The sequence below is a fragment of the Veillonella sp. VA139 genome (assembly GCF_003992005.1).
In the GTDB taxonomy this organism is placed as follows: Bacteria; Bacillota; Negativicutes; order Veillonellales; family Veillonellaceae; genus F0422.
In genome coordinates, this window is sequence record NZ_RQVL01000002.1 from 88,297 (window position 1) to 108,351 (window position 20,055).

Consider the following 20,055-nt stretch of genomic DNA (forward strand, 5'->3'; position numbering starts at 1 on the left):
TTAAGATTTAGCTTATTAAGTGAGAGAACTCTATGAGTGTACTAGCCTGTAAAGTAGTGTACGCCTGATGCAAAGATGGGCATTACAAGTTGCCCTTCTATGTTTTTATGGACCCCGTACCCGATGCGCTCTACGTGTGCCATTTTTCCAAATACACGACCATCAGGACTGAGCAAGCCTTCTACAGCACCCATGGATTGATTAGGATTCCATCGCGGATCATGGGTAGTATTACCCACTAGGTCTACATATTGTGTAGCAACTTGCTTCCGAGCATAGAGTTCTTCTACTTGTTCTGTTGTAGCAAGGAAACGACCTTCTCCATGAGAAATAGGGACTGTGTAGATGGCGCCTATTTCGCAGGCACTTAGCCATGGTGAAGCGGTAGATACAACTTTAGTATGAACCATGCTAGATATATGGCGACTAATGGCGTTGTACGTCAAGGTGGGACTACTTTCAGTCAATGTTTGTATATGTCCAGTGGGTAAAAGACCTAATTTAATGAGCGCTTGAAATCCATTGCATATACCAAGGACTAGTCCGTCTCGATGGTACAACAAATTTTCGAGGGACTCTTGTAAGTAGGGATTGTGAAACAGGGTGGCTATAAATTTGCCAGATCCTGCTGGTTCGTCACCGCTACTAAAACCACCAGGGAAACATACAATTTGAGCACTGTCTATACTGCGTTGTAAGGCTTGTATAGATTCTTGCAATTCTTGACTGCTTCGATTGCGAATGATAAGCGTGTCTACCTTGGCACCGTGCTCTGTGAAAGCCCGTGCAGATTCATATTCACAATTGGTGCCAGGGAATACAGGAATCAGCACTTTAGGATGAGATAGAGAGGTATACTTACTACATGGTTTGCTCTGTGTAGTGTGTAATAAATTGTTGTCAGCAGAGGAAAGGCACATTCTACTGGTATCGCCGAATATATTTGATACATCAAGTTGTTTACACAAGTTACTAGATTCTGTACTCTGTAGTTCATTTGTTGTATGAGGTTCTATGAAATTTGTTTTCCTCTTTTGAGTTGATAGCTTTCCTGTGGGTAAGATTTTTTCTTCAGCGTAAATAGGAAAGATAGATGCTAAGGTGCTTTCATAGGAATTGGTTAAGTCATCTAATGAGATTGTCGTATCCCCCATCACAATAGAAGGGGCTTCTTGTGTAGTACCAATATGGTATATGTGAGGTAAGGCCTTTAATGCCTGAGCTGTCACAGTATCCACCTCTAGGAGGAAGGAACTACGGAAGGGGTAGAACAACATATCTTCAGGAGTTAGAGCGGTATGGGGGCGATAATTCTTTGATGCATTGGAACTATGATTCTCTGATGGATTGGCACAGATCTGAGTTATGTCTGTTCCTTCTGTTTCTCGTTTTTTATGTGTAGAAGATACACTCATAAGTAGTCTTTGTAATTCTTCTTTGTGGTAGACACAGCCAATGGCATTGCCTAGACAGGCTTTCACCGTGGCGGGGCCGATGCCATCCTGTTCTACGACATACGCACTATATGCTTGTTGCGTGATATTGTAGGAACGCAAGGCTTTACAGTGAGCTTTAAAGGTTGCCCAATCGGGTGTTCCATCACTGTGCTCCGGTACATGTAAAAAAATGATATGATGGTGTGCCTCATGAAAGTGAGGAGAGAGTATGCGATGGATATCCTCGGTGGTGACAGCAAAAGAAATGAGAGTAGGTGGCACATGGAGTTCTTGGAATGTACCGCTCATAGAATCTTTGCCACCAATAGCGGCCACACCTAATTGGCGTTGCACCTCGTAGGCCCCCAATAGAGCAGATACCACTTTGCCCCAGGAAATAGGACTGTTGAGCTTTTCAAAATATTCTTGAAAACTTAGATAGGCTTTAGAGATATCTCCTCCTAAAGCGGCTAATTTGGCTAAGCTAAGGAGTACCGCATATTGAGCGCCATGGTAGGGACTCCATTCTGATAGATAGGGATCAAAACCATGAGTCATGATGCTTGTAGTCGTAGTAGTTCCCTGTAACACAGGAAGTTTTGCCACCATCCCTTGGACGGGAGTTTTCAGATAGGTTCCACTGAAAGGAAAGAGGACAGTATTTCCACCTACGGTAGAGTCAAACATAGCTCGTAATCCCTCTTGCGAGGTACTATTCAAATCTTGCAAGCCTTGATGAAAGCGTGTTTCTATGGAAGCTTTGGTTGTTGCAGGGCGGGAAGATAGATTCGTAACAAACGAAGGATAGTGGTTTGCTCTTGGAGATACAATATGAGCATTAGCACGTTGTGTAGCTCCATTTGTAGCTAAGAATGAGCGATGTAGGTTAACAACACTCTTCCCTTGCAACTCCATGGTTAGACGGCCTGTAGTAGTAACCTTACCTACAACAGTGGCCTCTATATTTTCTTTGTTACAATAGGATTGAAATTGATACCAATGGGATGGGGAAACAACGCAAGCCATGCGCTCTTGGGATTCTGAGATAGCTAGCTCTGTTCCAGTGAGCCCAGTATATTTGGTAGGTATCGCATCTAGATATATGTGAACACTATCTGCGAGTTCTCCAATAGCAACGGCTACACCACCTGCTCCAAAGTCGTTGCATCGCTTGATGCATCGTGTGACCTCTGGGATACGGAATAGGCGTTGTAACTTTCGTTCTGTCACAGGATTTCCTTTTTGTACTTCTGCACCACATGTGTAAAGGGAGTCTTTCGTATGTGTTTTAGAAGATCCCGTAGCACCGCCACAGCCATCACGGCCAGTTTTACCACCTAGCAATATAATGAGATCACCTGGGACAGGGTTTTCACGATGTACATGAGATCGTGGCACAGCACCGATGACGGCACCTACCTCTAATCGTTTAGCACGGTAGGAGTCGTGGTAATACTCACGTACTTCACCAGTGGGAATGCCGATTTGGTTGCCGTAGGAAGAAAAACCTTTGGCAGCTGTGGTTGTGATGTAGGATTGTGGTAATTTACCAGGCAAGGTATGCTCTTTTGAGATTAAAGGGTTGCCAGAGCCAGTGATACGCATGGCTTGGTATACATAGGCACGACCACTGAGTGGATCACGAATACAGCCACCTAAACAAGTGGCAGCACCACCGAAAGGTTCTATTTCAGTAGGATGATTATGGGTTTCGTTTTTGAACAATAACAGCCATTCTTCTTCTTTGCCATCCACCTGCACCGGAACAACGATAGAGCACGCATTGATTTCGTCCGACACATCTAATTGATTTAGTTTGCCTTGATGACGGAGTTCTTGCATAGCCATTGTGGCAATGTCCATTAATGTGGGTGCTACATCAGCTGATGGATTCAGTTGTTGTTTTGTTTCAAGATAGGTTTGATATGTTTTTTTAATCGGCTTGGTAAGGGCAGACTCATCAAAGGTAATCTCTGTTAGTTCAGTGTTGAACGTAGTGTGACGACAATGGTCTGACCAATAGGTATCCAATACACGAATTTCAGTGATGGTTGGATTTCGATGTTCCTGTTGGAAATATGTTTGGATACAAAATAAGTCTTCTATGGTCATGGCTAATTGCATGGATTGAAGGAGCTCTTCTAATTTTGTTTTCGATAGAGTGATAAACTCCTCTATGTATGAAGTTTCTGGAACAACAGGTGTTTCTAAGTCCAGCGTTGTAGGTAACTCCATGGAACTTTCACAAGTATCGATAGATTGTAAAAGGTATTGCCGAGCTGTATCTAGATGCACTTTGGAGAGCGGACCAGTTAATACATACACTCGTGCAGTACGTACAGTATTATGATCATGACCAGTGAGGATGGAGAGACATTGCTCTGCAGCATCAGCACGCTGGTCATATTGGCTTAGCATAGGTGCAATAGCAATGGGATGGTCTAGGGCGGACAGGTTTAATGTAGTACAGGTCGTCTCTAAGGGAGGTTCGGAAAAGATAAGAGTTTTGGCACGATTAAACTCTGATTCTGTAATTCCTGAGATGTCGTATCGTTCGTAGATTCTGAGGTCGGTGAGAGGAATTTGTAAGTCTTGTTGAAATGTTACAAGTAGTTGCTGTGACTCTTGTGATATGGTAGTGCGTGGAGTGACAAATAGACGGAATATGTGCATACATAGCCTCCTTTAGGTTACTAGGACGGTGGTGGGATTCTCATTACATCCTATAGTATGTTTGTTAGCGTTCCATATATGACTTCTTATATCTCAAGTATACCACGTTTTTTGTTGATTCCCTGAGTTTGTATTGAAGATAGCTGTGTAGCAAGTTATAATAGAGATAGTTTGACATTTGATAATCTGTCCGTGTGCACGATATGAGCAGGGTATGACTCTAGGGGGCATAATGAAATATGATGGTGTGTTAGATACATGGCATGAAGAATGCGGAGTCTTTGGGCTCTATGATTCTTCTTTGCCGGCAGAGACAACTATATATGAAGGGCTTGTGGCATTACAGCACCGAGGACAAGAGGGGGCTGGTATCGCTGTTGTTCATGAATCACAGATAGATGTGGTGAAAGGACCAGGGCTTGTGAAAGAGGCTTTACAGGATGTTTCTTTCTTAGAAGGCAATATAGGAATTGGACATGTACGGTATTCTACAACGGGTATAGAGAATCCTTGTGATGTGCAACCTCTTGTAGGAACATCACCGTGGGGGACATTCGCAGTGGCCCATAATGGAAATTTGACGAATGCTTTAGTGTTACGTCGTGAACTGGAATCGCAAGGGGCTATATTTACGATGACTATGGATTCAGAAGTAATCGTCCATTTGATCCAACGATCCAATGAATCGACGCTCCTAAGTGCTATTCAGCAAACTTGTAGAAGATTAGAAGGGGCTTTTTCCTTAACGATTGCTACGAATACTATGCTAATCGGTGTACGAGATCCTCATGGGTACCGGCCTCTTTGTGTAGGACGTACGGCGCATGGGTATGTACTTGCCTCTGAAAGTTGTGCTATAGATGCTATAGAGGGGACTTTTATTCGTGATGTAAGACCTGGGGAAATAATTCTTGTTGATGGAATAGATTTCCGCAGTGTACCCTATCACTCCAGTATAAGATATGAAGTTTCGGACTACCGAAATACTGAGGGTGGTATACAGAGTAGAAGTATTTCTCGAGATGGGGCTGAGGGATTAGAAAATAAAGAAAAAACAAAACAAGTACATGTAGGAAGTATAGGCGTAGAACAACAGGCGGTAGTAGAACAACATACTTGCGTGTTTGAATATATTTATTTCGCAGATCCTACCAGCGTTATCGATGGGCAAAGTGTATCAGAGGCAAGGGTAGCTATGGGGCGTCAGTTGGCAAAAGAAACACAATATGAAGCGGATGTTGTTATGCCCATACCTAATTCAGGGACCTTGTCTGCTCAGGGATATGCAGAGGAATCTGGTATTTTCTATAGGGAAGGATTAGTGAGGAATCCGAAGACATTACGGACTTTCATAGAACCGAACCAAATTAGTCGAGAAGAAGCGGTGCGTAACAAGTTTAGTATTGTTCCTGAGGTGGTACAAGGAAAGCGTATTGTTCTCATTGATGATTCAATTGTACGAGGCACCACAAGTCGATATATCGTTTCCATGTTACGACAAGGGGGAGCGAAAGAAATCTATTTGTGTTTAACGTCTGAACCTGTCCGATATCCTTGCTATTTTGGAATCGATACATCCGATGCAGAAGAGTTGCTAGCGCATCGATATTCCATAGAAGAAATCCGTCAATACATTGGCGTTGATCGTTTATATTATTTGTCTCATGAAGGATTGGTGCAGTCTATGAAACAATTAGAAGCGCCACATTTTTGTGTGGCTTGTTTTACGGGAGAGTATCCAAGTCCTGTAGGGGATGAATATATCAAGGGAGGTACTTATGTCTGTCGATAATACACCTGTTACCTATTTAGATGCTGGCGTGGATGTGGAAGCGGGCAACCAGCTCATTCAAAAGATTAAACACCGTGTGGAACGCACCTATACACCGGGTGTACTAGGATCTTTAGGCGGTTTTAGTGGACTCTATTCTTTGGCACAGTACACCATGAAAGAACCCATTCTTGTATCGAGTACAGATGGAGTGGGCACTAAAATTCGCTTTGCGGTACTTATGAATGAGCATCGCCAGATTGGTCAAGATTGTGTGGCTATGAGTGTGAATGATGTGGTAGCACAGGGGGCGACTCCTTTATTTTTCCTAGACTACATTGCTGTCGGTAAATTGGAACATGACCATATTGAAAGTATCATCGATGGCATTGGTGAGGCTTGTGAAGACTGTGGATGTGCCTTAATCGGTGGAGAAACATCGGAAATGTCTAGTTTCTATGGCGATGGCAATTATGATTTAGCTGGCTTTGCAGTGGGGATTGTAGATAAGGACCGATGCATTACGGGAGCCTCTATCGAGGCAGGAGATATGGTACTAGGTTTACCTTCCTCAGGTTTACACTCCAATGGATTTTCCTTAGTGCGCCATATCATATTAGACAAACAACAAATGCCATTGGATACCTATGTAGACGAGTTAGGTCGCACCATTGGAGAAGAAGTATTAACACCAACGAAACTGTATGTAAAACCTATTCTACCGCTACTGAAAGAACAGTTAGTGAAAGGGATGGCTCATATAACAGGAGGATCTTTCTACGACAATATTCCTCGCATATTACCAAAAGGGTTGTCTGTTACGATTCATAGTGATGCTTGGCCAGTACCACCTATTTTTAAGTTATTACAAGAATGGGGCCATGTGGAAACGAGAGAAATGTACCATACTTTCAATATGGGTATAGGCATGGTGCTAGTAGTGAAGCCAGAGTTAGTAGAACGGGTCGTAGAAGTGTTACAAGAACAGGGAGAAGTAGTGTACTCCATTGGACTTGTTACAGAAGGGCAAGGAGACGTGACGATTCTTGGTGAGGCATTCCATGCGTAAACGATTGGCTTTATTTGGCAGTGGCAGAGGATCTAATGGAGAAGCCATCTATAAGGCCATAAAAGGGGGGCATATAGAGGGTGAAATCGTTCTTATCATGAGTGATAGACCCAATGTGGACATTGTGGATAAGGGACGTGCGTGGCAGATTCCCGTTTATGTAATAGAACCAACTATGTATGCTCAAAAAGAAGATTGGTCACAAGCTATGCTCGATGTACTAGTGACATATACCGTTGATGGCGTGTTGCTAGCAGGGTATATGCGTATATTACCACCTACATTTGTGCAAGCGTATAGAGAAAACATCTTGAACATTCATCCCTCCTTATTACCAGCTTTTACAGGCTTAGAGGCACAGAAACAAGCCTTAGTAAAAGGAGTAAAATATACAGGATGTACCATTCATTTTGTAGACGAAGGCATGGATACGGGTCCGATTATTGCGCAGGCGGTGGTACCAGTTTATGAAGATGACACGGTGGATACTTTATCAACACGAATCTTGCATGAAGAGCATCGCATCTACCCAGAGGCGGTGCGCTTATTTTGCAAGGATGCCTTGGAAATCGTGGAATCTCGTGTTGTCATTAAGAAAGAAGCTACTATAAGATAGTTTAATATTGCGAGGTATCTATGAAAGTATGTATTATTGGCAATGGTGGACGTGAACACGCATTAGCTTGGAAGTTACATCATAGCCCATCTGTAACAGATGTCTATGTAGTGCCAGGTAATGCGGGAATGACTTCCATAGCCACTGTAGTCAACTTAGATTGGAAGAACCGAGATACCTTACTAGCTTGGTTATTAGAATATAAGATTGAATTGGTTGTTATAGGACCTGAATTGCCACTTGTGGAGGGACTTAGTGATGCCATCCGAGCCATGGGGATTCCAGTATTTGGACCATCCCAGCAGGCGTCTCGATTAGAAGGGTCTAAGTCGTTTGCAAAAGATGTAATGCTTCGATATGGGATTCCTACGGCAAAGTATGAGGTTTGCCAGGATGTAGAAACAGGAAAAGGTATCATTCATCAGTGGGGCGTACCGATTGTATTAAAGAGGGATGGTCTATGCGGTGGTAAAGGTGTCACCATTTGTGAGACTTTCACAGATGCAGAACAAGTATTGCAAGAGATGCTGAGTAATTCCGATGAATGCGTTGTAATTGAGGAATATATGCAAGGACAGGAGCTATCCTTATTATCTTTTGTGGATGGCAAGCATGTATTACCTATGATAGGGGCAAGAGATCATAAACGATTGTTAGACCATGACAAAGGTCCTAATACGGGTGGTATGGGAGCCTATGCACCGGTGCCAGAACTGGATGACGCGTTAGAACAAATCATAGTAGACACCATAATAAATCCCATCGTGAAAGCCATGGCAGAAGAAGGGTATCCTTATGTAGGGTGTTTGTACACAGGTCTTATGCTTACCGAGGGAGGACCGAAAGTAGTAGAGTTCAATGCCCGCTTTGGAGATCCAGAAACACAAGTAATATTGCCATTATTACAGAGTGATTTAGGAGATATTATGTATGCTACGGCTACGGGTCGATTAGAGGGGATGACCTTGGAGTGGTCCAAAGAATATGCGTCATGTGTTATCTTAGCATCTGAAGGATATCCGCATCATCCATTGATAGGTCGAACCATCACTGGCGATATACACAGTATGGATACTAGGTCGAGAGTATTTCACTCTGGTACAGCATATGAAACAGATCACTATGTAACACAAGGCGGTCGTGTGTTGAGCGTTGTAGGCTTGGGAGATACGTTGGAAGAATCCTTGGAACATGCTTATGAACGTGTGGGTATGATTGACTTTGAGGGACAACAATACCGTAAGGACATCGGGGAATCGAGTTTGGATTTTGTATACATGCATAATATAGAAAATTTTCGATAGATAAAGAACGTAAAAAATGATATAATAACAAGGATATATTTTACTTATTCAATGATATATATTACATAGTAGAGGGGTAATTGTATGAATCGAATCGTATCTTTTTTTACATCACCATCAGCAGGGGGTATACTACTCTTCGTAGCTGCGGTGGTAGGGGTGCTATTGGCAAACTCTCCAGTAGAAAGTTTGTATCACTCTTTACTTCATGCTAAATTGGGACCATTGTCCATTGAATTATGGATTAATGATGTGGCCATGGCGGTCTTCTTTTTATTTGTAGGCCTTGAAGTAAAACGAGAAATGATTGCAGGAGAATTGAATACCAATGCAAAACGATTTTTGCCTGGTATTGCTGCATTCTTTGGTCTTTTAATGCCAGCCTTAATTTATTATTTCATCGTTGGTTACCATCCAGAATACATTCATGGTTGGGGGATTCCAACGGCTACAGATATCGCCTTTGCCATCGGTATTGTTTCACTTCTAGGCGATCGAGTTCCCATTGCGATGAAAGTATTTTTAACTACATTGGCTGTTATGGATGACTTGATGGCTATCGTCATCATTGCTTTCTTCTATACAGCGGAGTTAAACTTCTTTTACTTATTTGTAGCCGCAATCATCGTCTTCATGTTACAATACGTAAATCGTATGAACTATACGAGACCAATTCCGTATTTAGCGTTAGGATTTGGCCTTTGGTTCTGTGTGTTTAAGTCTGGATTGCATGCTACCTTAGCAGGTGTTATTCTAGCTGCTTTCATTCCATACCATGGTATACGTGATGGACGTCATGTATCTCCTTTGTCAGAATGGGAACACACCTTGAGTAACTGGGTGACCTACTTAATCATTCCCATCTTCGGTTTTGCCAATGCAGGCGTATCCTTCCATGGATTTACTTTAGATAGTTTCGTTCATCCAGTAGTTTTAGGGGTAGCAGTAGGTTTGGTATTGGGTAAACAAGTAGGAGTTTTCGGCACACTCTTTCTGCTAGTTAAATCTAAATTAGTAGAAATGCCAGCTCAAACAAATTGGCTCCATGTATATGGTATCGCCTTATGTTGCGGTATTGGATTTACCATGAGCTTGTTTGTATCCTTGTTAGCATTTCCACCAGGACATGCACAAGAAATGGCAAAAGTGGGTATCTTCGTAGGCTCTATCGTATCTGGTATCTTAGGATATATAGTATTGCGTATTGCTGGTCGAAAACATCAAGTCCTTGTTTCTGAATACGATATGATTAAAGGACAACATATTTAATTGCATACTTCATAGAGAGTAGAGGCTCTATCTAAGCTGTAGTGAAAGGAAACTTTCATTACAGCTTTTTAATTATGCCAATTTAGTATAACAAACCTATTTTTATGCATATTTACTATAGAAATTGAGGAATATTAACATTTTTTAGTGTACATATGTAGTAGGTGGTGTTTCCTATGGGAAGTAATTTATACCATATGTGGGAAAAATACGATAAAAATGGGTACTAAGTGGTGTTAAAGTGTTAAAAAAGCCCTGTTTTTTTGACGTATCTCCCAAAAAATGGTAAAATGTATAAGCATTTAGATATGAGGTGAACATCGTGAAAAAAATAACTCTCATAGCGATTCTACTTTTGGTATGTACCATGGCGACAGCCTTGGCAACATCTGGACGAGGTGATCGCGGTAAAGAGGTGGAAGAGTTACAAGCGTTGTTAGTAGCCCAAGGCTATTTGCTTGATACAGCAGATGGAGTGTTTGGGAATAATACAGAATACGCAGTGCTCGTCTTTCAGAAAGAACACGGGTTAACTCCAGACGGTAGAGTAGGCAAAGAAACAATGCGTGCTTTATTAGAGAATCAAAAACAATTCGAGGGGCAACAAACATCTCGAAATACCCGTACTGTCGAGGTATCACGATTTGGTGATCGGGGTCGACAAATAGAAGAATTACAAAGTAAATTAGAGGATAGTGGATTTTCTCCAGGTTCCATTGATGGCGTATTTGGTAGTGGCACAAAAGAAGCCTTACTTCGCTTTCAACGGCATCATGGATTAATTGAAACCGGGATCTTAGACGCTACTACATGGTCTAAGTTATCTAGCACAAAACATGGTACTTTCAAAAAAAGTCGTAAGCCATCATCGTATAAAAAAACGATAGATATGGAAGCCACTGCCTATACAAGCCAAGAGTCAGGTTCTTATACAGCACGAGGACATGCATTACGCCGAGGATATGTATCGGTAGATCCGAATGTGATTCCATTGGGCACAGAGGTGTATGTAGAAGGGTATGGCTATGCTGTGGCAGATGATACTGGTGGCGATATTGTAGGTCACCGCATCGATGTGGCTATGGATAGTTATGATGAGGCCATACAATTTGGTCGTCGTACGGTGAAAGTATATATTTTAAATTAGAGGAAGTATTGATTTGTTGTAAAACAGAAAGAACATCTAATTGCAAAGTGTAGTTACACAAAATAAAAGATAGGAAACTACGGTGATGTAGTTTCTAAGATACTAGAAGGATAGTCGGTTCAGTTGAATCGGCTATCCTTTGTTTTATAGGTTCTCTATGATATAATTGAATGTATTCTAAGTAGTATATATAGGAGGAAATGGTGGATATTATATCAACACAAGGGTTATTAGCAATTCTACAAATTATTATTATTGATATATTATTAGCAGGGGACAATGCCATTGTCATCGGCATGGCTGCGAAAAATTTGCCGGAAACGTTGCGCAAGCGTGCTATTTTCTGGGGAACAGCAGGTGCAATTATGTTACGTCTTGTAATGGCCATTTTGTTCATTGAAGCCTTAGATAACATTCCAGCATTACGCATTGTTGGTGGGATTATGTTACTTTGGATTGGGTATTCATTATTGAAAGATGGGGATAATGAACACAACATTGAAGCAAAAGATAATATCTGGGGTGCTATTGCCACTATCATTATTGCCGATGGTGTCATGGGTATTGATAATGTGCTGGGCGTTGTGGCAGCAGCAGAAGGCCATTTTGGTCTCGTTGTAGCAGGTATGCTAGTGACAGTGCCAATCATTGTTTGGGGGAGTACTATCTTTGTAAAACTGATTGATAAGTTTCCGGTTATCCTATACGCAGGTGGCGGTATCTTAGGTTGGGTGTCTGCTAGTATGATCCAACATGATCCAATGGCAGCACCGCACATTGAACCATATAGCTGGCCATTCCACATCGGTTGTGTCGTATTGGTGCTGGGCGCAGCGCTCATTCGCAATCGGTTGGTGAAAGGATAACTACAGACCTTATTAGGTGTAGTGAGAGTATCTGATATAAAGGATATGCAGATAGTGCTTTCCTTAAAAATTGTATAGTAAATAGGCATATAGTTTCCATAGTACGTATGTACAAATTGTGAAGCTATATGCTTTTGTTTTTTTAGACAAGCTAGAGTTGTAAGATGATAAAATTGGGGTTATAGGACAAAATGAGGGGTATAGGACAAAATGAGTTGGCTGTAATATTGATGAGCTTAGATACATACTTGGTTATTTGAATTTTAAAGTGGTCTAAAGAATTTTTAGGTAAAAAAGGTAGTAGTCATACTTTCAGTAAATGGCATGAAAGATGGTTCTATGACCGTAGACTAAGGTACATACTTTAATGATATAAATGGTGTGCATGTGTGGGAATTATACTAGGTAGTATGAGATATATAGACGTGTTAGGAACAGATAAAAAATGATATAATAACATAATGATAGAAACAAATTACTTGGATTAAAGGATATATAGATGAGTGAGAAGAAGAAACAACAGACAGTACCGGTGTGCGTTGGACATACATATACCATAGAGATTCACGGCACCGGCAGTAGTGGCGAAGGGGTAGGCAGATACGAAGGGTTTACAGTATTTGTACCCTATGCATTGCCGAATGAAACGGTACAAGTGAAGATTACCGTAGTCAAAAAAAATTATGCCGTAGGGGACATTGTAGAGGTGCTCACACCGTCAGCAGAGCGAGTGGCCCCAGAATGTAAGGTATATGGTAATTGTGGGGGCTGCCAATTACAACATGCGTCTTATACAGAGCAATTGCGACTAAAGACGGAATCTGTAAAAGCTGTCATAGAACGAATTGCTAAATGTGACCCTAATTTGGTCTTACCTTGCATAGGCCCAGAGCAGCCTTGGAGATATCGTAATAAAATGCAAATGCCAGTAGGAGGTACCGTAGACAAAATTCATATGGGATTTTATCAAAAGGGATCCCATAGCATCATCAATCACGAGCATTGTCCGATCCAAGATGCGGGGAATGATGAGATTCGCAATGTTTGCTATGAGGCTATGAATGAATTAGGTATCGAACCTTATGATGAGTATACGGAAAGAGGTGTTCTTCGTCATGTCGTTGGTCGTATTGGGAAAGATGAATGGATGGTTATCCTCGTAAGTCGTACAGCGAATATTCCTCATGAATCTGAATTGGTAGATCGTATCGTAACAGCGTTGCCACAGGTAAGCTCTATCGTAGTGAATCACAATCCAAAACAAACGAATGTAATCTTAGGGCCTACGAATCGTACGATCTATGGAAAAGACCAAATTACAGATTATATTAAAGATTTATCCTTTCAGTTGTCACCCCATTCTTTCTTTCAAGTAAATCCGCAACAAACCACCGTATTGTACGACACAGCCTTGGAATTTGCAGCATTGAAAGGACATGAGACGGTGATCGATGCCTATTGTGGAACGGGAACAATCTCTTTGTTTTTGGCGCACAAAGCAAAGCATGTCATCGGCATTGAAATCGTGGCACCTGCCATCGAAGATGCGAAGAAAAATGCACTCCGCAATGGATACAACAATACAGAATTTATCGTAGGCGACGCAGCCGTTGAAATGCCTAGGTTGTATAAACAAGGTATCAATCCAGACGTCATCGTATTTGACCCTATCCGCGCAGGCTGCAAAGAAGATGTGCTACACGCAGCCATCGGCATGGGACCACAACGCATCATTTATGTGTCGTGCAACCCATCCTCCATGGCACGAGACATAGAAATATTGACGAAACAGGGCTACCAATTGGTGAAAGTCCAGCCAGTAGATATGTTCCCGCAGACGTATCATACAGAAGCTGTGGCGTTGCTTACAAGGAGCGAAGCGACGCAGTAAGCATTAGATTGGCTCATACAAGGGTGGACAAAGAATCATAAAGTGAGGTAAAGGAAATGAAACATCTTTCTGATTGTATAGAAGTTAAGTCCTACGGTGAGGTGTTTCCCAAAAAGGGGACAAATGCAAGAACGCCATACGAGCACCAAAAAGAGGCTATGCGGTGTCTCGACAAAATCAATCAAGAGCCGGCCTACAGTACATTGGTAGTACTGCCTACTGGCGGTGGGAAAACCTATACAGCGTCCATGTGGCTTTTGAAGAACGCCATTGACAAGAAAAAGAAGATACTTTGGATTGGACACCGTCAAATGTTGCTGGATCAGGCAGCGGAATCATTTCAAAAGTTTGCTTATACAGAAGTGATACCTCATATTTCATCCTTTTGTTTCCGCATTATTTCTGGTGCTTCTAGTCATGATCGTACTAGCGATATTCGTCCCGATGACAATCTTTTGATTGTCAGCAAAGACAGTATTGGAAGAAATATTGAACGTTTAGACATATGGCTGAAAGATGAAAACGAGTTGTATCTTGTCATAGATGAAGCTCATCATTCAACGGCTAAAACGTATCGAAAAATCATTGAGTATGTAAAAGGGAAAGTGCCTAATTTGAAGCTCATTGGGCTGACTGCAACACCATTTCGGACAGCAGAAAATGAACAGGGGTTGTTAGCCCGTATATACGGAGATGGTGTTATAAATGGACAAGCTGCACATGACGATGTGGGTATTACATATCAAATCGGCCTAAAGGAATTGATTAACCGACAGATACTTGCAAAGCCAATTTTTGAAAGCTTTTATACCGATGAAGAGTACGGCGAGCTCCTTGGCGTGGATGCGTGGGAAAGTATCCAACATTTAGATATTTTACCGGATGAAATTGCACAGCAGATGGCAGACAGTGCGGTCCGAAATAAGCTGATTGTAGAGACGTATACAGCAAAGCAATCTGAATATGGGCAAACCATCCTTTTTGCGGTCAATGTAGTCCATGCCATTCAGTTGACTGCCTTGTTCAAGAAAGCAGGCGTTTCAGCTGACTTTATCGTTTCTTCTGTGAAAGATGCTATTACTGGCGTAACAATCAGTCGTGAAGATAACGAGAGAAAGCTAAATGAATATCGAGATGGAAAGCTACAAGTTTTAATCAATGTGAACATACTTACAGAAGGTGTTGATTTACCACAAACAAAGACAGTTTTCCTTGCTAGACCTACGGTGTCATCTATCTTGATGACCCAAATGGTTGGCCGCGCATTGCGGGGAACAGCAGCAGGCGGCACATCTACTGCCTATATTGTTTCTTTCATTGACCATTGGAATGAAAATATCGCTTGGGTAAATCCTGAAAGCCTCTTTGAAGGAAGTAACGATTTCCGCGATACTAAAGCTGAACGGACAAAGCATGATCTTCGCATGATTGCTATTTCCAAAATAGAAGAATTTGCTTCCATATTAGATGATTCAGTAGATACTTCGGCATTAGAAAAAGTACCTTTTGAACAGCGGATTCCGATTGGAATGTATGCGTTTTCTTATCTGGAGGAAAACGGTATGGATCACGCCTATCAGGTCATGGTATACAATAGCACACAAGCGGCATACAAGCAGCTTATGGATTCCCTTCCATCCCTGTTCGCCAGCTTTGAGGCAACGGAAGAATATCTGTGTGACGAAAAGCTTGAGGGAATGGAACGTCAGTGCAGAGACTCCTTCTTCTGCGGAGAGCTTGTACCACCTTATGAGCCAAGGGATGTATTAAATATTCTGAAATACTATGCACAGTATGAAACAATCCCTCAGTTTTATACCTTTGCCGAGGTAGACAGGAGCAAGCTGAATGTGACCGCTATCGCACAACACATCTGGGATGAAGATATGGGACAGCGCAAGAAGTCTGAATATATTGATTCTATCTGGGACTCCGGTGATGATACTATGCTGAAACTTTTCTTTGGAAGGAAACTATATTTTCTCCGTCAACTTGATATTGAGCTGATGAAACTATCCCATTCTTCTGATCTGTATGAAGACAGTGAAAGTAATGTGAAATACGGCACACGAGCATTGGAGAACCTGCCGCTCCATGAGATAGGGAAGATTGACCCTATGCTGGAAAAACAACTAAGAGATCAGACCTTTGAAAAGTCAAGGAATAAGCGAGGACTTTATGAGTGCGCTTGCTGTGGCAAAACGGATCAATCTCGGATTTACTTTCAGGTAGATCACATCGTTCCAATGAACAGTGGTGGCAAAAGCGTTGCGGAAAATCTTCAAATCCTGTGCCGCCAGTGCAACGGCATGAAGGGTGACAACTAGTGAGGGCGCTTTTATATTCAGCCCTTGACCTTGCTGCCATCATAAGTAGTATGGAGCTTACCTGTAGAGAGGAAAGTCATATCATTGACTTGATATGGGAAGGTGAGAAGACCTTTTTTGCTGACAAGTATCGCAGCAACAAACGACAGTTCATTTTGGATATTCGTTATTGGATGCATTATTTTCATGAAAAAACCATCCTTGACCAGGAATTTCCCGCTATACAAAAGGACCTTGCATACGGCAAGCACACTGTAAATACGGAAGAGTATATAAGCGACTATTCTGATTTGGATTTGTTCTTTAAAAGTGTGCGTATCCGTATCCTCTATGGCAAGGGCAATGGGTATGTGAGAATCAAACTACGATCCTTGCTTACGCAATATGGCTATCAGCGGCGTTCTCCATTTCTTCTTCAACATATCAACCGGTGCAGGCTGTTTTATCATTTGGAAGCAACACTGCGTGGTGGTGCCCCTTGCGACATTGAAACATGTGGACTGGATAAGATGTTGACATTTCGAGTTGTGTGAAAAGTTGAGCGGGGCAAATAAAAAGTAATTGAAATTTGATACATAAAACATAAGTGTAGATTACCTATACCTTTGATTGTGATAGCATAGGTAGTCTTGCTTATGTTTTCTTTTTTATAGGGCACAGTTCTTCTTCTACTTTATGACAAAATTTAAAAATTAGTATATACTAAGGATAAATCTAAGATAAGAGTTCCTAGATTGTTTGTTAGTATAGTGCGTCAAGGAGGGTTTATGTATTTAAAGCGTGAACAATATGGCGAGGATCTTTGCTATGAATGGGAGCATGTAGAAAAAGTATGTTATGAGGAAAAGCATATACAAGCTGTTGTAAAAGAAATTAATGAGAATTTTAAAACATACTTTGAAAAGTTTTTAAACCAGAACCCTAGTTTGAAAGAAACGGTGAAGATTGCTATTGATGAATTTGAATGTGATAGAGATGATTATGTAAATATTTTTAATCTTGAATTGCTAAAAGAGTATGAAGATGATTTAGAGACATTTAAACTAAAAGTGCTTAAAAATGAATGTCCAATTATACGTAAAACCCTAAATAGTCGGAAATCAAAGGCTCTAGATAAATATAGAGGTGATTTTTCTAAAGCTGATGCAAAATATCTTAATGATATAGTCTATAATCTATGCCTGTTTGGGGAAACATATGCCGAACAATATGATCCAAATACATATGATAGTATTATGGACTATAAGGAGTTAGGTATGGAAGACTTGGATACAGGTGAGTATACAGCGTATAAAGTCATCGGTGGTGGTATTAAAACGCATATGCTATTTAAGGTGCATCCAGGGTTATTTTCTAACAAAAGTAGATCAGCTGTATGGGCGTTATGGTACTTAAGTGGTAAAAAAACATTTGGTTGTCTTACGGATTCTGAATTTTTAATGATACATATAGATAAAGAGAAAGTAATTACGCAACAAAATTACTATTATCCATATAGACTCTTTCACTATTATGCATTTGAAATTTATAAATTGTTAAAAGAAAAAGCAGAAAGTTTAGACGCTTATATTGACCCAAACTACAGGTATGTACTTGTAGATGCGTTCTTACAGTTTATAGCAGACACTCATAAAAATGAGATAGCAGTCTTAGAAGGTGCAAGCGATCGTGAGGTATACTACTATGTATAATGTAGAGCAAGACTTTCAAAAACGTTTTCCTAACATGCAATTTCAGTTGAAGGACTTTCAAAAGAAGGTTATTTCTAATGTTGTAGAAAAAGGAAGTGTCCTATGTATTATGCCAACTGGAGGTGGGAAGTCTATTATCTACTGGATGGCGGGCCTTGCTTGTGGAGGAACAACGATTGTTGTATCACCTTTGATTGCATTAATGGAAGAACAATCACAAAAAATAATGGAACATGGGTACAAGGTGTTGGTATTGCATGGAGGGGTACAGTCGACTCAACAAGTACAATTGTTAACGGACTATGCCAATGGTCAATTCACACCGGATTTTATCTTTGTAAGTCCAGAAAAGATTGGCACGGATGGATACTTTGAATATTGCTTGCGAAAGAGACGTGATTCTATTACATTAATGGTAGTTGATGAGGTTCACTGCGTTAGTCAATGGGGATTAAGTTTTAGACCTTTCTATCAACGGATTCCTGAGTTTATGAATGAATTGTTTGGATCTGATTCGTGGTGTAAAGTATTGGCTCTGACAGCAACGATTAATCCTAAGGAATTACAAGATATATGTGAAAGTTTCAAAATTAATCCGGAACATATCTTAAGAGATGACATCTTGATGCGAACCGAAGTGCAACTACATGTGAAGAAGTTCAGTGATGAAAATCAAAAGGAAGAAGCATTTTGGGAATTACTGGAGCGTCATAAATTTGAGAAAGTGTTAGTGTATTTATATCGCAAAGGAAATACTAGAGGCGTAATGGATTTAGCTCAAAAAGCGGAAAATCGGGGATATCGGGCAGGTTCTTTTCATGGTGATATGAATGCAAAAGAACGTATGGAGATCATTGAAAAGTTTAAGTCCAATGAAATTAATATTGTGATAGCTACGAATGCATTTGGCATGGGTATTGATATTCCAGATATACGGATAGTCATTCACTTTATGATTCCAGAATCGGTGGAACAGTATTACCAAGAAATAGGTAGAGCAGCTCGCGATGGAGAGGGAGCTCATGCCTACCTACTGTATTCAGATAAAAATGTTTCTTTCAAAAAAAGCTTTTTCATTGATGGTTCATTTCCTCGGGAAGAACAGCTTAGAGAAGTATATCAAAAGATAGTGGGTAATCAAAAGACAGGATATAAGACATTTGATTATTTTGCAGATGAAGAAAAACAACTTTGCTTGCCTTATTATCTACGGGCTGGATTGATTGAAATTGTGGCAAAAGGATTTTCAGGCTTAAAAGAAATGTATGATATTAACTGTGATACATTACAACAGGTATACGATAACAGTAATACGAAAGGATTTATTAATACTTGCAAGAATAATAATATGCATCCTAGGGAACTATCAGATATGGTATATGATGGATTACTAGCTGGTAAGTTTCGGTTAAAAAAAGCTTTAGAACGATGGATTATTCTAAAAGTGAATGAGGTAGATATTTCTGAAGAAACAATGACAGAGATTCTTAAAGATATTGAACGCAAAAAACAATATAAAGAGGATATGCTAGATTATTTTGTAAATATGATTGAGGATACACAAGACTCGAGATATTTACATCAGGAGATTGCTAAGTATCTTGGGCTGGATACATTTCAGTTAGGTCGAATTTATACCACTGCAGATGGTAATCGTGTACGTAGTAAATCAGAAGTGATTATTTGTAATCTATTGGCATCAAATGGTATTACTTATAAGTATGAAGAACCTTTGTTATATGGAGACGGTGAACGGATAAGTCCTGACTTTACCATATACTTGCCAGATGGAACCATCAGATATTGGGAACATCTTGGTATGCTTGGTAATGAAGAATATGATGCGAGATGGGCAGATAAATTACAGATTTACGAACGATACTTTCCAGGGCAGCTGATAAAAACTTATGAAAGTGGCACACTTTCAAAAGATGTAGAAAAACTTATTGAAAAGCTACAGTCATAAGACCATAACCAACTTCATTTCTCCCTCAT

13 protein-coding genes are annotated in these 20,055 nt (G+C 40.7%); 12 read left to right on the top strand and 1 reads right to left on the bottom strand.

Translation table 11 applies throughout. The features are described from left to right. Positions 1–41 precede the first annotated feature (41 nt). Positions 42–4,109, bottom strand: a complete 4,068-nt coding sequence (locus tag EO125_RS09790; protein ID WP_164726408.1) for a phosphoribosylformylglycinamidine synthase — start codon at positions 4,107–4,109, stop codon at positions 42–44. 232 nt (positions 4,110–4,341) lie between these two features. Here EO125_RS09790 and EO125_RS01685 point away from each other — a divergent pair, with 232 nt between their 5' ends. The 12 genes from EO125_RS01685 (at position 4,342) to EO125_RS01740 (ending at position 20,026) form a co-directional block, all read left to right on the top strand. Next, positions 4,342–5,901, top strand: coding sequence for an amidophosphoribosyltransferase (locus EO125_RS01685; RefSeq protein ID WP_127147364.1), 1,560 nt, complete (start codon positions 4,342–4,344; stop codon positions 5,899–5,901). Next, positions 5,888–6,949 carry a phosphoribosylformylglycinamidine cyclo-ligase gene (gene purM / locus EO125_RS01690; protein WP_127147365.1) on the top strand — a complete coding sequence of 354 codons (1,062 nt, stop codon included), beginning with the start codon at positions 5,888–5,890 and terminating at the stop codon, positions 6,947–6,949. The genes EO125_RS01685 and purM overlap by 14 nt, the downstream gene beginning before the upstream one ends. Continuing rightward, a complete protein-coding gene (purN, locus tag EO125_RS01695) occupies positions 6,942–7,565 on the top strand; it encodes a phosphoribosylglycinamide formyltransferase (RefSeq protein ID WP_127147366.1) in 624 nt (207 codons plus the stop codon). Before purM ends, purN begins: the two co-directional genes overlap by 8 nt. A gap of 20 nt (positions 7,566–7,585) precedes the next feature. After that, on the top strand, positions 7,586–8,869 hold the full coding sequence (gene purD, locus EO125_RS01700) for a phosphoribosylamine--glycine ligase (protein ID WP_127147367.1): 1,284 nt from the start codon (positions 7,586–7,588) through the stop codon (positions 8,867–8,869). An 84-nt stretch (positions 8,870–8,953) separates the two neighbouring features. Beyond that, positions 8,954–10,138: a Na+/H+ antiporter NhaA gene (nhaA, locus tag EO125_RS01705; protein WP_127147368.1), complete on the top strand. Its 1,185-nt coding sequence runs from the start codon at positions 8,954–8,956 to the stop codon at positions 10,136–10,138. A gap of 322 nt (positions 10,139–10,460) precedes the next feature. Then, the gene (locus EO125_RS01710) at positions 10,461–11,285 is read left to right on the top strand and encodes a peptidoglycan-binding protein (RefSeq protein ID WP_240630411.1); all 825 of its coding nucleotides are present in this window, start codon (positions 10,461–10,463) and stop codon (positions 11,283–11,285) included. 203 nt (positions 11,286–11,488) lie between these two features. Next, positions 11,489–12,151: a TerC family protein gene (locus tag EO125_RS01715; RefSeq protein ID WP_127147369.1), complete on the top strand. Its 663-nt coding sequence runs from the start codon at positions 11,489–11,491 to the stop codon at positions 12,149–12,151. A 499-nt stretch (positions 12,152–12,650) separates the two neighbouring features. Next, a complete protein-coding gene (gene rlmD, locus EO125_RS01720) occupies positions 12,651–14,042 on the top strand; it encodes a 23S rRNA (uracil(1939)-C(5))-methyltransferase RlmD (protein WP_127147370.1) in 1,392 nt (463 codons plus the stop codon). Between the two features lie 56 nt (positions 14,043–14,098). Continuing rightward, complete coding sequence (locus tag EO125_RS01725) at positions 14,099–16,369, top strand: DEAD/DEAH box helicase family protein (protein WP_127147371.1); 2,271 nt, start codon at positions 14,099–14,101, stop codon at positions 16,367–16,369. After that, a complete protein-coding gene (locus tag EO125_RS01730; RefSeq protein WP_127147372.1) occupies positions 16,369–16,902 on the top strand; it encodes a hypothetical protein in 534 nt (177 codons plus the stop codon). Before EO125_RS01725 ends, EO125_RS01730 begins: the two co-directional genes overlap by 1 nt. A 234-nt stretch (positions 16,903–17,136) precedes the next feature. Beyond that, positions 17,137–18,060 (top strand): hypothetical protein, encoded by a 924-nt coding sequence (locus tag EO125_RS01735; RefSeq protein ID WP_127147373.1) that lies wholly within the window; start codon positions 17,137–17,139, stop codon positions 18,058–18,060. Continuing rightward, a complete protein-coding gene (locus EO125_RS01740; RefSeq protein ID WP_127147374.1) occupies positions 18,053–20,026 on the top strand; it encodes a RecQ family ATP-dependent DNA helicase in 1,974 nt (657 codons plus the stop codon). Before EO125_RS01735 ends, EO125_RS01740 begins: the two co-directional genes overlap by 8 nt. Positions 20,027–20,055: the final 29 nt, after the last annotated feature.

Coding starts and splice junctions, on each gene's coding strand:
- purM (WP_127147365.1), top strand. CDS start 5,888: ATGTCTGTCGATAATACACCTGTTACCTATTTAGATGCTGGCGTGGAT.
- EO125_RS09790 (WP_164726408.1), bottom strand. CDS start 4,109: ATGCACATATTCCGTCTATTTGTCACTCCACGCACTACCATATCACAA.
- purD (WP_127147367.1), top strand. CDS start 7,586: ATGAAAGTATGTATTATTGGCAATGGTGGACGTGAACACGCATTAGCT.
- EO125_RS01725 (WP_127147371.1), top strand. CDS start 14,099: ATGAAACATCTTTCTGATTGTATAGAAGTTAAGTCCTACGGTGAGGTG.
- rlmD (WP_127147370.1), top strand. CDS start 12,651: ATGAGTGAGAAGAAGAAACAACAGACAGTACCGGTGTGCGTTGGACAT.
- EO125_RS01740 (WP_127147374.1), top strand. CDS start 18,053: ATGTATAATGTAGAGCAAGACTTTCAAAAACGTTTTCCTAACATGCAA.
- EO125_RS01685 (WP_127147364.1), top strand. CDS start 4,342: ATGAAATATGATGGTGTGTTAGATACATGGCATGAAGAATGCGGAGTC.
- EO125_RS01735 (WP_127147373.1), top strand. CDS start 17,137: ATGTATTTAAAGCGTGAACAATATGGCGAGGATCTTTGCTATGAATGG.
- purN (WP_127147366.1), top strand. CDS start 6,942: ATGCGTAAACGATTGGCTTTATTTGGCAGTGGCAGAGGATCTAATGGA.
- nhaA (WP_127147368.1), top strand. CDS start 8,954: ATGAATCGAATCGTATCTTTTTTTACATCACCATCAGCAGGGGGTATA.